General features: G+C 44.1%; 8 protein-coding genes and 1 tRNA gene. 1 reads left to right on the forward strand and 8 read right to left on the reverse strand.

From position 1 onward, the window contains the following. Positions 1-341: 341 nt before the first annotated feature. Entirely contained in the window at positions 342-860 is a 519-nt protein-coding gene (gene rbr, locus MsAc7_RS02900) for a rubrerythrin (RefSeq protein ID WP_338103097.1), read from the forward strand. A gap of 68 nt (positions 861-928) precedes the next feature. On the opposite strand, the gene MsAc7_RS02905 is transcribed toward rbr, so the two are convergent. From MsAc7_RS02905 to MsAc7_RS02940, 8 genes are all read right to left on the reverse strand, one after another. Continuing rightward, a complete protein-coding gene (locus MsAc7_RS02905; RefSeq protein WP_338103098.1) occupies positions 929-2,671 on the reverse strand; it encodes a thiamine pyrophosphate-dependent enzyme in 1,743 nt (580 codons plus the stop codon). Positions 2,672-2,807: 136 nt separating this feature from the next. Continuing rightward, a complete protein-coding gene (locus tag MsAc7_RS02910) occupies positions 2,808-7,763 on the reverse strand; it encodes an SdrD B-like domain-containing protein (RefSeq protein ID WP_338103099.1) in 4,956 nt (1,651 codons plus the stop codon). Between the two features lie 424 nt (positions 7,764-8,187). Beyond that, positions 8,188-8,649 (reverse strand): hypothetical protein, encoded by a 462-nt coding sequence (locus MsAc7_RS02915; RefSeq protein ID WP_338103100.1) that lies wholly within the window; start codon positions 8,647-8,649, stop codon positions 8,188-8,190. A 142-nt stretch (positions 8,650-8,791) separates the two neighbouring features. After that, positions 8,792-10,609: a dihydropteroate synthase-like protein gene (locus tag MsAc7_RS02920; protein WP_338103101.1), complete on the reverse strand. Its 1,818-nt coding sequence runs from the start codon at positions 10,607-10,609 to the stop codon at positions 8,792-8,794. 245 nt (positions 10,610-10,854) lie between these two features. Next, the gene (ftsZ, locus tag MsAc7_RS02925) at positions 10,855-11,976 is read right to left on the reverse strand and encodes a cell division protein FtsZ (RefSeq protein WP_338103102.1); all 1,122 of its coding nucleotides are present in this window, start codon (positions 11,974-11,976) and stop codon (positions 10,855-10,857) included. Between the two features lie 865 nt (positions 11,977-12,841). After that, entirely contained in the window at positions 12,842-13,402 is a 561-nt protein-coding gene (locus tag MsAc7_RS02930; protein ID WP_338103103.1) for a 5-formyltetrahydrofolate cyclo-ligase, read from the reverse strand. A 44-nt stretch (positions 13,403-13,446) separates the two neighbouring features. Then, a tRNA-Leu gene (locus tag MsAc7_RS02935) sits at positions 13,447-13,529 on the reverse strand. 214 nt (positions 13,530-13,743) lie between these two features. Then, positions 13,744-14,469 carry a Bax inhibitor-1/YccA family protein gene (locus MsAc7_RS02940; RefSeq protein WP_338103104.1) on the reverse strand — a complete coding sequence of 242 codons (726 nt, stop codon included), beginning with the start codon at positions 14,467-14,469 and terminating at the stop codon, positions 13,744-13,746. Positions 14,470-14,609 lie beyond the last annotated feature (140 nt).

A 14,609-nucleotide genomic window follows, 5' to 3' on the forward strand; every position in this document is an offset into this window, starting at 1 on the left:
TGCATTCAAAAAATCGGAGTTGACGACATGGCTTATACGGTCGCAAGCGTCGACGAAGCCAACTGATTCACAAGAATCCGATCGGTCAACTTAAGAAACAAAAACTGACTCATCCGGCGGGAAAAACGCAAACATTCACTCCAGTTTCACTTCTCAAAATCAATCCGATTATTGATTTTAAATCCCAACGTTTCTTAAGTTGAAGAGAGGAAAAATATTGCAATGACGCTGCCAATGCATTTAATTTATGCAAAGTGCGCATTCATCCATACAATCTTTTAAGCTATCAAACGGATAGTGCTCATTAAAAAACAAAAAAAATAAAAGAGAGGGAAAAAATTATGTCAAGAACAGAAGAAAACTTAAAAGCGGCGTTTGCCGGCGAAAGCCAAGCCCGGAACAAATACGACTATTTCGCGAAAGTCGCCCGAGAAGAAGGTTACCATTATGTGGCGAAGATCTTTGAAGAAACGGCTTTAAACGAAATGCAGCACGCAAAAGATGAATTCAAAAAATTAAACGGAATCGGAACGACCAAAGAAAACTTAAAAGCGGCCATTGACGGTGAACAATACGAAACATGCACCATGTACCCGGACTTTGCCAAAGCCGCCGATGAAGAAGGATTCAAAGACGTTGCCCGGCTTTTCCGCCAAATCGCCAAAGTCGAAGAACATCACCGCGAACGTTACCAAATCCTTTTGGACCGGTTAAACGCCGGAACGCTTTACAGCCGGGATGAGCCGATTACCTGGAAATGTTTAAAATGCGGCTACGTCCACTACGGAAAGCAACCGCCGGCCAACTGCCCGTCCTGCGGACACGAAGCCAACTACTTTGAACCCGGCGACATTTTTTAAAACAAAACCGTAAACAGGAATAATTTCCTGTTTTCTTTTCTTTTTGATCACGGCTTCTTCTAAAAAAATTAATCCTTTATGTCAATGATGATGACGGAAAGCCCGTCTCTTTTCAGTTCTTCCAGACTTATTTTCTTCAATTCTTCAAAGAACTTGGGATCTTTTCCATTTTCCCAAACAAAAAAATGAACCTTTGATTTCTCGGATTTTCCCGCCAGTAAACGGACGCAGCCTTCCGAGTCCGGCGCAGCCTGTCCGCCGGTCATCGCCGCCACGTTGTTTTTCATGACATAAACCAAAAGCGGAACATCCCGGTTCAACGCCTCGTACAGGCTCAATATTCCGGAATGCGACAAGGCAAAATCACCAACGACCACGATCGTTTTCTTTTGAACGGCCGCCGTGATTCCGGAGGCGATCCCGATGGACGAACCGAGCGAAACGGCGACGTCAATAACGGAATGAGGCGGAGCGGCGCCGTACATGGAACAGCCGATATCGCCGGTGACCGGCAAATTTGTTTTTTCCCGGATTTCGGCAAGCATTTCAAAAAAGCCGGGATAAATGCTTTCCCGGCAAAACTCTTTTTTACCGGACCCGCCGGCTTGCGGACGGGCGGCTAAAACAACATCTTTTGAGACCGTATCTTGATGAATATTTTCAACCGCAAAGAGCATGTCTTCCCGCTCTATTTTTCCAAACGGCAAGTGACCGGTGCGCTTCCCGTAAACGTTTCCAAAAATGCGGATTTGATCTTCAATAACCGGTTCCGACTCTTCAATCACCAAAACCCGTGAAAATTCTTTCAGGAAATTCTTGATCTTTTGAATCGGAAGCGGAGAAACATATCCCACTTTCATGAGAACAATATCTTTGCGAAGCTCAAACGTCAAAAACGCGGAAGAGAAACACCATCCTGAAGCGATGACGCCGATTTGACCGGCGGCGGGAGAAACACGCGCGGAGGATTTTCCCTCCAAAAATTTATTTTCATACCCCGGCCGGAGCATCTTTCTGCGGCCTGCGGCATTGTCAAGAACCGAATCACTGACGCAATACCGCTCCGCTTCGCCCATCAGAACCGGATCGTTGAACAGGTGGAAACGCTGGTGTTTTCCCTTCATTTTCAAGTTCCAAACCGATCGGTCATAAAGCGGCGACAAGTATGATTGAGGAACGCCGTCTGAACTGATGGGACAAACACAATCTCCTTTATGCCTGTACGCCAGTGTTTCCATCATCTTTTGGTTGAGCGCGTCGGCGGTCACCCGGACAATCACCGGCGCCTTGATTTTTTCCGACAGCCCAAATCCCCGGCAAATTTGCTCATAAATGTCTTTCGGGTTGCCGCAGTCATACACCGCTGTCCCCGTAAGACCTCCGAAATACCGGGAATCCTGGCCGTTTTGAGAGCCGGAAACGCCCGGGTCATCACCGACCACAATAACAAGTCCCGCGCCGATGGTATGCGTCATCGCCGTCATGAGCGGGTCCAATAAAATATTCAAACCGACATGTTTCACAATCACAAGAGATCGGTGGCCGGTAAAAGACGCGCCGAGAGCCCATTCAAAAGCGATTTTTTCATTGGCGAACCATCCCGACTTGTCCGAAAAATCCGGGTCGTCAAAAATCGCGTTCATCAAATCCGTAATCGGAAATCCCGGAACGCCAAAGACATAACGGACACCGCTGTCCTTTGCGGCCGAAATAAAAGAAACACTCCCGGTAATCTCCTTGGAGGAAGAAAACGGAGCCGGCGGGTTTGAGTCCGGGGACCGGGAAGAGTTTGAAGAAATATTCTGACTCATAAGAGTATAAGTGATGTAAAAGGTTCTATATTTAGTTGATTCAAAAAATATTTAAAACAGATATTATAAAAATAAAAAGGCAGCGAAAGAATCGCTGCCAAAGAGGCGGTTGTTTAATCGTCTCAAACTTATGTCTTTACGTGTTTGATTTGAAAATTTTCTTTCCGTAGGCTTTCACTGTCACGGCCAATTCCGCCAGGAAGATAACCGTCAAGACCAAATCAGCCGTGCCGTAGTAAACCATCTCGCCGCTGATGCGGTAGAGAAGGAAGAACACAATCACCGCCATGACCGCCAAGACGACGGCCAGGATTTGGAAGGTGGCGCTTTTCGGCGTTTCATTTCCGTCTTTGCTTTCTTCACCTTTGCCTTTGATTCTGTAAATATCATACAGTTGCGGCAAAGCCAAAAGGACTGACAGAACCATCAAAATCAATCCGAAGAGAGAGAAGACTTTTCCGTTCGTCGGTTCCGGAGTCGGTTGTTCTTCAAAGCCCGGAGATTCGTTTCTCGGCTCTTCCGTCTTGTTTTCCCCTTTCATCGGCTCGGTCATCGGCACAATGGTTGCGTTTCCGATTCCGCCGGAATTGTTTCCGCCGGACTTATGATAGAAGCCGGCGTGAATATCCGTGAATTGGAAATCGGACGTCTGAATGTCAATCAAATCAGACGAATAATTGTTGCTTGCGTTGATTTTTTGGTCAAACTGAAAAGCGGACGCTGTATTAAATTCGCTCGGCAAGTTCACTTGAACATGGTAAGAACCGCTCATGGTCGAAACCGGAGATTCCACAAAGTAGTAGTAGCCGTCCGTATCGGTCGTTGCGGTTTCAAGAACGGTGCTCGAACTGTCCAGCAAATTCACAGCGGCGCCGGAAATGCCGGCTTCATCGACGTCTTTGACGCTGTCCTGGTTCGCGTCGTTCCAAACAGTTCCGGAAATAACCGGCGCATCGACGGCGTTACCGCCGGCTTTGACGATGTCGTCGTTTCCGAGAGTGAAATTGGTGGTCTGCCATTTCAAGACTGAACTTGCGAAGACGTTAAAATCGTTTCCGATATCCGTCTTGTATCCGGGTTTCACCGCGACTTCCAAGTAGTAATCGCCGGCTTCAAACCAGCCCTGCCCGGATGCCTTCTCAAACAAGAAGTAATCATGGCCGCCGTTTTCGGACGTATTCATTTTCTGAACAAGCGTTCCGTCGGAAGAGTAAAGCGAAACCGAGTCAATCCACGTCGATGGGTCTGTAAAAGTCGCGTTAATCGTCACCGGAGTGAGCGTAAAGTTAACCACCGGATTTTCGTTGGTGATGCTGGCAGTTCCGGTCACAGCGGTCGGCGCTTTTAAACCGGCCGGCGCCGTCGTCAAATTGACGGAATAAGGAACATTGAGCGGATTCGTGGTGTTTGCTTCCAGCAAATAGGTATACTTTCCGGAGCTGTTGGTGGTGGCAGAACCGCTGTTAACAGCAACCGGCCAGCTTGTCACATTTTGGCCGTTCCCGGTGACGGTTCCCGAAATGTTTCCTCTGTATTTGACGGCGACGTTCACCGACGCGTTGATTTCGTTGAGCGCGCTGTCCGTGTACCTGTACACCAGAACATAATTCCCGGGTTCGCTGATGTTAAAAGCTGCGCCCGTATATTCTTTAAACATTATATCTGTTTGACTGATCGGATTTCCGAAATCGGTTCCGCTGACAAATGTCTTAAAGTAATCGTTCCACGTTGGAGAGCCGCTTGGAATATCGGATTTCCAGAAGATGTCCGTTGAGCCGCCGGTTAACGTCAGCGTGCCGATGTCTTTTGTAATCACGATGGTCCGGTTCGCAACTTTGGCTTGGCTGTCGTCATCTTCGGAGGACGTGTACGTAATGGTGTACGTTCCCGGCGTCGATGTGTTGACGATGCTTCTGTCAAGGGCAGAAACCGTTGTCAAATAACCATCGACGTGGTCCGGACCTGTCGGCGTGTAAGAGGTATTTGTAAAACCTGTTGTGATCGGAGGGTGTGTGATCGGATTTCCGACGGTCGGAACGAACTTAACGGAGACTTTCGTCAAACTGATGTTTTCCGTGAAGTCGTCGTACGTGTAAACATCCCACCAGTTCGGAATTGTTCCGGTTTGATAAGCGGTGCTGTTTGAAATTTCAAGCGCGATTGGCGTTCCGGAACTGTTCCCCATCAAAGCCGGAAAGTCGGACTTGACCAATTTAACGGCGCCCGTAAAGGCGTTGCTGCTTTTAAAGCTGGCGTTGAAATAATATAACGTCTGACCGATGGCTGTTTGATCATAGGCAACGGCGCCGCCGACTTTCGGAAGCTTAAACGGCAAGTGAAGGGTCAAATGTTCTCCGTTCTTCAATGCGGAAAACTCACATTTAATCGCGGTGATGTTGGTCAAGTTCGCGTCATCAATATTTGTTGCTTTTCCGGTTCCGGTTCCGGGAGTCGAATCAAAGGTGATAAGGGTCCAGTTATAAGTTCCCGCCAAGTTTCCGTTGTTTTGGATTGTTTCAGACTCGACGGCGTCCGTTGTGTAATAAACTTTGTACGTTGCGGCGTTTGTCTTGACCAAATCAAGTTGAGGCGGCTGGTTTAGAGTGGATTTCCAACCGGTATTCTTCGGCAAGATGTAATAGGCTTTGACGTCGGAGAAGTTTTCTCCGCCGCGGTTGTTGATATACAACTTAAAGTCTTCGTTTGAACTTCCGGCTTTAAGTTCCGGGAAGGACTGCGGATTAGACGGGTTGTAGGACAAATAACCGCCGGGTGTATTTGTGCTGACGTAAACGGAAACGGTATTCGGAATCAAAATGCTGAGGTCGCGGTTCGTCAAGTAACCGCTGTAAGCTCCGTTTACCGCATGAAGTCCCGGAATACCGGTGATATTGGCAGCCGCTAAATCTTTATTGCTACCGCCGGAACCGCCCGTTGCCGAATCAACCGCTTGGCTGTCCCATGTTGTGACCAAGACCGTCTGGGGTGCAAACGTCACTTTGCCGGCGCCATCATAGTCCGCCGGAACTTCCAATTCCAACTTAACCAAGTAGTTGGCATAATTCAACCAGAAGTTTTCGTCCGGCGCCGTTCCGGCCGACTTTATTTTAACTTCGACAACTTTTCCATGCTGCTCGTTATAAGTCATATCTTTGTACAAACCGGCATTGTCGTATATTGTCTGGTTGACGCTCAGGGCGTTGCCGTTTGAATCTTTGGCGGCTGTTCCGTTGGCGTAAGTAAATGCAGCGCTTTTAATGGTAAATTGAGGCGGGACGCTGAAGTAAAACACCGGATTGGAATATACCGACGTACCATCCGGATCTGACACCGACGTTCGGTGGGCGGAATAATACGGATAAGGCGACGGTCTGAAAGTTTCAAATAAATAAAATGAATCGCCGACGTTAACGGCAGTAATGCTGTTGTACAACATTGTGCTCGTTGACGTAATATACGGCGTCACGTAATATTTGTCCTTCGCCACTTCACTAAAATTAACAGCCGGAACAGTTATTGCATTCGATAATCTCTTGACAGTTCCGGAAAACGGCAAGTTTGTGTTGTCGGCGACGGATGAATTGGTCGTTCCGACGAAATGAATCAAACATTCAGACGTATAGGAATAGGATGCTCCCGGCGCCGGTTTCATTTTCAAGAGACCGGTAATTGTCAAATTGACATCGTCTCCCGGATGGAATTCAAGCCCGTCCGCCGAAAGATTCACTGTTCTTGAGGAATTATCATATGTTATTGAATGGCTGTACGGGTCTGAAACGGTAATGCTTGTATATTGCGTTTCCCGGTTGTCGCTGGACGGCAATCGTAAATGAGTGACAGTCACCCCGTTCGGAATCGCAACAGTAACATTAACATCTTCTCCGTCGCGGATGCTTCCCGTAAATCCGATTCTGAACAATTCCTGATAATAAAGATGAGCACGGGTACCGGATGTATATTGTTCGGAATTCGCAATCACAGAGGACGATATTTGGGAGATGGGGCCTATAAATCGAATTCTTGTCACGGAATCTTTTTCAGCGGTTGACGTTGCGCTTGTCGTTGTACCGCTGTAATTAAACAAACTTCCCGTTTTGTTAGATACGTCCGCCGGATGGAAATAAAGATCCTCTTGCGGGCCACGTCCGTTTATTTTAACTTTGGCATCCACGGTCAAATTTGCAAAATTGATGGAAGGAGATGTTGTTCCGTTGTATTTGAAATCATCTGTAGTCACAATTTGAAACGGCATCCGGGATTGCCAAGTCAAAATCGAAAGATCAGACGCCGCGAAAGTCAAACTCATATCATTGGCCGAAGTTCCGTTTTTGTATCGGAATACCACCGGAGAACTGCCGCCTGAAAGCCACTGAGAATATGTTTTTGTAACACCGTCCGCCGTAATGGTGACATTTGAAAAGTTCAAGGTGTAACCCAAATTGTTGACCAACAACCCTTGAGCTCTGAAAGTTGTCCAGTCTGACTCCGTATAAAACAAGTAGTTGAGATCGATTGTACTTGCGTTGGACGGCATAATTGTCGGATTCGTCAATTCGAAATCACCATTACAGTGCATAACCGGATACTTGCAAATCGCCTTTGCGGTGACGGTGTCGGCCACCTGAACATTTGGTGCCGGAGACACGCCTTTTTTGTACAACGTCGCGTCCACGACGACTTCTTCGTTGTTGTAAACTTTCATGACGTCGGCCCAAACCAGAACATCCAACGTGACGACGGTCGGATTTGTCAGCGTGTAAGTAATCGTATTACCACTCATGGTAACGCTTGTAATAATATCTTCCATTCCCGTCGGGATCCTGGATTTTCCGGTATAATCGGAAAACTTAAAACCGGTCGTCGGATCCGACGTGTTGTTATTTTTGAGCGTGATGTTCAAAATATAATTGCCGGCGCCATCCGCATCCGAAACGTTCACTTTAAAAGAAACGACGTTTCCGGTGTTCGGTGAAATTGTTTGAATGCCTGTTGTGCCCGAATCCCATTTTTGGGTAACGGTGCTGTTGTATGCCGCCGCGGCCGGAGCGGCCAAGGCAAGCATAAGTGTTAAAATCGTTATTAACCCGATCATTCTGATTATATTTTTTTGTGTTTTCAAATCATTCTCCCCTTATTGTTTGAGGAATCATGAATCTGCCAAATAACTCATCTGTAACGAAGTTTAGACAGCAGATAATATTATACAATAGATTATAATTAATTTAAAGGTATATGAGTATAGAACAAATATATAAATTAAATCGTTATAACAAATTATATTTAAAGAATAAAATAATTTGACTGAATAGTAAATAACAAATTGGAGAAAATTGAGATAAAAATAACAGATTTGAACAGAAAAAAAGAGATGATGTCAAAAGAATTATTATAATGAAATTAAAGTGACGGAAAAGATAAAATAAGACCCCAAAAAACAACATCCGGAAACAATGTGAAAACAACAATAAAGAGAATCATATCAAAAGAAAAAAGTATAAAAAGAAAAGGAAAATGTCTTAACATTCGCTTTTCTTAATTTGAAGAACATTGGCGTCGATTTCGTTTGGCACGTCCGCGAGGAAGACCAATGTTCGGATGCCGGCGGCCTGCGCTTTTAAAATGATGTCGATGCGTTCGGGCGCCAGTTCTTTGGTCGCGCTTAAAATGCAAAAGGCTTTGATTTCGCCGGTGTCAACGAAAAAATCAAACCAAACAGCGCCGATTTTCAAAAAGTCGCAAACGGTTTTGAGTTCATCCCACGTATCGCATAAGTGAATGCCTTTGGCACCACCGTTTTGAACATACCAGTCGCGGGTAATGCTCGGATACGCCGCATGCTGGCGGTTGATGTCGTCGCAGATTTTTTGAATTTTTTCAACATTGTCCGCCACTTTATAGTATTTCCAACCGTTTTCGTTGAAATACTTCTCCGCCAAAACGGCGAAGATTTTAATTTTGTCTTGCTGATTGAGTTTCATGAAAATCACCGGATAAAAATGAGATTTAAATTAAAACATCCGACAAAATATTAATAGACTTTCCCCAAACCGGACAGTTGAAATTAATATCATAAAAAAGCTGTCTGACTCTTGGCAACGGTCTTCCAAGCGTGTGTTTTCGTCACCAAGCGTCATCCTGCGCATAGCTCCGGCCGAGGTTCATCGCAATTTCCGCTTTTTGAAGTTCACGTCCCAAATAAGCGGCATGGCTGAGTTCCGTGATTAAGTTCTCCTGAATGATTTTTTCCATCATAAACGCGGAATCGGTACCGATAATAATCTTTTTCGGGTGAACGGCAACGATCACTTCGCGGTTGGGCGTTTGAATGTTCTTGAGTTTTTCAAATTGGATTTCAATTTGGGTTTCAATTTGCGTTCCGGCTTGTCTTTCCGATTCCGAACCGACATTTATGCTGCGGACAAAGGCTGATAATTCGGAAACTTTGACAAGCCCGATGAAAAAGTTGCCGGCCGGATCATTTTTCCACCCCCATTTTGTCCCCGGAATAAAATCGGGATGGAGAGTTCCGGTTAAAACAAAACTTGACGCATTCAGATTCGATTTTGAAAACCCGGAGCCGGTTAAATCCGGATGAGCGGAGATGAAATCCAAATCCATACCGGGACGCCGTCTTTTTTCTTTCAGATACAGCAAATCAATTCCCAAGTCTTTGGGAGCGGACGAGCGGATTTTTGAAGCCAGAACCATATCAGCCGCTTTTTTTAATTCGGAAACGGACCCTTTTGTTTTGGCGCTGGCTTCCGGTGTAAACAAGATGGAAGCACCGCATTCGGAAGCAATCACCGATAAAAGCGCGTTTGCGCCCGGAGAATCGGCATCAATTAACTCGGTGACGTTACCAACGCCGAAAAGAATCGGAATGTGCGGATTTTTGCGGTGAAATTCGAAATAAGACGCCGCCGATTCGAGTAAATGATGATTGGGCGGAGAGAGAATCAAGTCGGCAATTAATTTTTCAAGCCCGATCGCTTTTGCTTTTCGAATGTTTTCTTCAAGGCTTTGAATTTTTCGTGCATTCAATTTCGAGAAAGACCCCTTCATTTCCGATGGAAAATCCGGTTCGCTGTCAAAATTGGTTTCATCAAAAACAAAATCCGGAATCACGACAAAAGTTGTCTTTTTGATCTTTTGACAAAACGATTCGAAATCAATCCGCCTGTTTTCATTGGGACCGGATTGAAAGAACAGATTCAATCGATGGATCATTTCTGAATTTAAACTTAAAACCATATCGGCTCCGGCGGAAATTCCGGCAATTATTTGAGAGAACTGGCCGGAATCAACACTGACCGGAACAGCAGACACGGTCTTTGAGAATGAGACGAGTTGCTGAACGGTATCTTCTGCCGCTTCCGGCGAAAACCCGAGATCGACAATATCGGCGCCATTTGAAATATAACTCAAAATCGTTTCTTTCAGCTGCGGCCGGGAAAGGTCTTCAACATTTGCGATTTCGCCGAGCACTTTCATTTTGGAACAGCCGCCGATTGCCAAAGATCCGATTCGAAGAGCCGGCATTGATTTTTGTTCATATTCAAGCAACAATTTTTCGGTTTTCGCTTGTTTTTGTGATTGAATAAACTCACAAGCCGGCACGGTTTTTGAAAATGAAAATCCCGCGTTTTCAGCACTTTTGAGAACAGATTCCAAATCCGCCGCGTGTTTCGGTCCCAAATAAATCGGAATTTTCAACTCTGATTCGGCCCTTTTAAAATCAAATTTTGAAAAACCTGAAATGAGAGCCGCATCATACTTTTTGGAAGCAAACGAAGAGGACAAAAACCCGGCAATAAGTTTTTGAGGGGTTATCAAAGACGCGACCGGGGTTTCAATTCTTAAAACATCCGCGTCAAACCCGGTCGCGGCTTTTTGAACGTTTTCAAAAGCCAATTGCCCGGTGACGATGAGTATTTTCATAAATTGCCTCTTTCTTTTTTTCTTCATATAAGAAAAACGAATATAAAAATTGATTCCGAAGGAAAAGCGGATGTTTTGACGAGTTTATAAAAAGTGAGTGCGATAACGCGCGCGTAAGACCGCTGTGAAAATAAAAAGAAAAGGAGAACAGAAGAAATGTCCGACAAAAAAAATCAGAAATTATAAAAAAGAGAAGCATTCAAGCTTCTCTTGAACAGGAAGTGAAATGAAAAACAACAACCCGATTAAATGAAATCAATGATGTTGTTTTTGGAAGTTGATGTTGATGCGTTGGCTTCTCTTTTGGCGGTATAGGAAGTGTTCGCGGTCATGTTGTCCATAGACTTTCCGCCGATTTTTTGCTGAACGCCGGTCATGATGGCCATCACACGGACCCGTCCTTCATATTCATCTTTAATGCGGGCGCCGATGGTGACTTTGGCTTCACCTGAGATTTCATACGTCAATTGTTCGCCGATGTCCATGGCTTCTTGGAGGCTTAAGTCCGGACCGCCGGTGATGTGGATTAAACATCCGGTTGCGCCGCGGTAGTCCACGTCAAGGAGCGGGTGGTTCAAAGCGGCTTTGACGACTTCCTGACTCTTGTTTTGGTTCTTGGATTCGCCGACGAGCATAACAGCAATGCCGCCGCAGCCCATTGTTGCGCGAATGTCGGCATAGTCAAGGTTGATCAAAGAGTATTCGGTGATGGTTTCGGTAATGCCTTTCACGGTTTCGGCAATCAATTGGTCCATCACGGACAAAGCCTGGTCAATCGGCAAGTTCGGGACGTGAGCGAGAAGTCTTTGGTTGTCCAAAATAACGACGGTGTCGGCGGCTTTTCTCAAAGCTTCGATACCTTCTTGGGCTTTTTGGGAGCGGGATCCTTCCACTTTAAAGGGACTGGAAACCATTCCGATAACGATAGCACCCTGTTCTTTGGCCACTTCGGCAACGACCGGAGCCACACCGGTACCGGTTCCGCCGCCCATACCGGCTGTCACGAAAACGAGGTCAGCGTCTTTTAAAACAGATTCAAGGGTTCCGCGAGCAAGTTCGGCGGCTTTGCGGCCGATTTCCGGATATCCGCCGGCACCAAGGCCGCGGGTTAATGTCTTTCCGATCAAAATCTTTTTGTCGGCGCGGGTTCTGTCCAAGTCTTGTTTGTCAGTGTTGATACAAATGGTTTCGGCGTTTTCGACGCCCATGTTGTAAAGACGCTTGATGGTGTTGTTGCCGGCACCGCCGCATCCGACGATGACAATCCGGGGTTGTCCGAATTCTTCAAAGTCGTCGCCATCGGAACTGACCATGGATTCTTTCTCTTGCTCTGCGTATTTTAATGCTTGTTGAACGATAGACTGCATGTTTAACCTCTTTGAATTGGGTGAAAGTTTGTGTGAACGTTGGTTAAAAACAATAGATATCAAAGTCGTTTTTAAATGCTAAATCAATGGCGAGTACCATGAAATCAGCCAGTGATAACATTTGATAGGGTGGCGTAAGTGTTATTGTGTGGCGTTTTTAGTATGACCAAAATTATTTGGGATTATTTGAAATTAGTCATGCGTTGGGTCAAGCAAATTCAAGCGTCTTATTTTATCAAAGGTTAGATGAAATAAGATTTGCTAATCATTTACCATTATGTAGGATGTATATAAACAAATTATAGTATATATATATTTTGGACAAATAAGTGACAATCAGACAGTTTCAAGATCAAGATTTAATAAAATAAAATTAATAATATAATTATATCTTCTTCTAAAAATACAAATATTTTATTTAAAAATGTCCAGTAGAAACAATCCGATAGATTTTGAAAAACAGCGTCTATCAAATCCGGATTCAAACCTAATTTTGCCAGTGAAACACTTAAAGAAATAAGAATATACGGGTAATCTATGAAGTATTGAATCCATCAAAAAAAGAGAGAAAACTTATCATTTGTGCCCTGACATAAAAAAGAAAGAAAATGAAGAAAAAAGAAAGAGAAAAAAGAATCAAGAATATAAAAAAAGAAATAAAAATCAGATTTCAGGACAATATATTATATTTATTTAAAAAAACTATTTTTCCAAAATTAGTCTATATTTTTTTAATTCCCTATATACTTTTTAGAATTCTCATATATTCTATAAAAACAAATGAAAAGTAAAATAAAAATAATTAAGATAAAAAATAAAAAATAATTAAAATAAAAAAATAAAAATAATTAAAAAAGATTAGAAATTATTTTTTAAAAAAAATCCATTCTTTTTCCGTCAAAACAGAATCCATGGAAATATCCAGATTTTCCGCTGGAATTTTATCAACCAACTGATCTTCAAAACAAATACCGACCGCGTGCATATACAGATTTTTGGACAAATATTTGTCATAAAACCCTGCGCCGTATCCCAGCCGATTGCCGAGGCGGTCAAATCCAATTCCGGGAACGATGATCAGAGATTTTTCATTCGGAAAAATCGAATTGGTTGTTGTTGCGTCCGGTTCCATAATTCCGAAATTTCCTTTCCGGAGACTGTTTAAATCGGATATTTTATAAAAAATCATTTCACTGCCGACCGTTTTTGGAAGCGCGACCGATTTTCCCCGCTCTAAACAATCTTGAAGAAACGGCATCATATGAACCTCATTTTGAACATCGGCGTAAGCGAAGACAGCATCCGCTTTGTGAAACAAATCGGAATGAAAGAGAGTCTCTGTGATGTGTTTGCTTTTCGCCAAAACATCGGCTCGGCTCATTTTTTCTCTTTTGAGACGCAGTTCGTTTCTGATTTTTTGTTTCATCAAAAACAATCCTCAAACCCGTTCAAAATAAAAAAGAAACAAAGTGCGGAGGATGGGATTTGAACCCACGAACGTCTGCACGAATAGGCCCTGAACCTATCGCCTTTGGCCACTCGGCTACCTCCGCGGAATGAACAAAGAAACAACTGAATGAAACCTAAAGTGTCGGATTATTCTTAAAGTTTGCCATACCCGCAAATGTTTTTAAAACACCAATAAGCTGTCCCTCCAAGGTTCTTTGCTTTAAACAATCGCCGCTTAAAAAAAGAAAAGAGAAAAAAGAAAAAGGATAGAAAAGGAAAAGTCCGCCGGAACCGGGCATTCCCGTTTATCGTTTCAATTCAGCTGTTCCGGCCCATGATTCTGAGCATATTGAGGAACAAGTTAATGAAATCCAGGTAAAGCGTCAGCGCGCAGATGATGGCGATATTTTGCCCGCGGGACGGTTCATGAGCGATTGCCTCCCCGATTTTCTTAATTTTCTGCGTATCGTAAGCGGTCAGGCCGGCAAAGATGAGGACAGCAAGGCAGCTGAGCGCAAAACTAATGCCCCAAGCCGTTCCCGGCCACCAAATGGAAATGAACATATTCACAATCATCGCGATCAAGAGACCGACAAGCGCCATAAACAAGAATCTGCCCATTGCGCTGAGATCCTTTTTGATGAAGTAACCGACGGCACTCATCGCGGCAAACATGCCGGCGGAAACGCCAAACGCCATGAAGATGGTCGATTGCGAATAGTAAAATAAAACCGGCGTAATCGTAATGCCGACAAGGACGGAATATATAATAAAAACAACGGCAGCAGTTGATGTGGACATGGACTCGATTTTACTGCTTAAAATGACGACGAACACCAATTGAACAATCATCAAAAGCCAGACAAGCCAGACATTTCCCAAGAAAAACAATTGAAGGGACGGTGTGCTGAGAATAGCGTAGGATGCAATCGCCGTCAAAAAGAGCGCCAAAATCATCCACATATAAACTTTAGATAAGAATTTGTTTCCAAAATCAACGGAAAAACCGGAAATATTTTGATTTTTTTGAGTGTATTGTTCCATGATTTACCTCCGAATAAAAAGTGGTTTACAAAAAGTGTTTCCCCTATTTATGCTTATTCTAATATCACATTAATAAAATAAAATGAATAATATGTTTAACAGTGAAGATGATAACTTAAATTGAATTACCGGATACCTAA

Origin of the sequence: Methanolapillus millepedarum (assembly GCF_032594115.1) — an archaeon.
Classification (GTDB): Archaea; Halobacteriota; Methanosarcinia; order Methanosarcinales; family Methanosarcinaceae; genus Methanolapillus; species Methanolapillus millepedarum.

Coding starts and splice junctions, on each gene's coding strand:
- MsAc7_RS02940 (WP_338103104.1), bottom strand. CDS start 14,469: ATGGAACAATACACTCAAAAAAATCAAAATATTTCCGGTTTTTCCGTT.
- ftsZ (WP_338103102.1), bottom strand. CDS start 11,976: ATGCAGTCTATCGTTCAACAAGCATTAAAATACGCAGAGCAAGAGAAA.
- MsAc7_RS02930 (WP_338103103.1), bottom strand. CDS start 13,402: ATGAAACAAAAAATCAGAAACGAACTGCGTCTCAAAAGAGAAAAAATG.
- MsAc7_RS02920 (WP_338103101.1), bottom strand. CDS start 10,609: ATGAAAATACTCATCGTCACCGGGCAATTGGCTTTTGAAAACGTTCAA.
- MsAc7_RS02915 (WP_338103100.1), bottom strand. CDS start 8,649: ATGAAACTCAATCAGCAAGACAAAATTAAAATCTTCGCCGTTTTGGCG.
- rbr (WP_338103097.1), top strand. CDS start 342: ATGTCAAGAACAGAAGAAAACTTAAAAGCGGCGTTTGCCGGCGAAAGC.
- MsAc7_RS02905 (WP_338103098.1), bottom strand. CDS start 2,671: ATGAGTCAGAATATTTCTTCAAACTCTTCCCGGTCCCCGGACTCAAAC.
- MsAc7_RS02910 (WP_338103099.1), bottom strand. CDS start 7,763: ATGATCGGGTTAATAACGATTTTAACACTTATGCTTGCCTTGGCCGCT.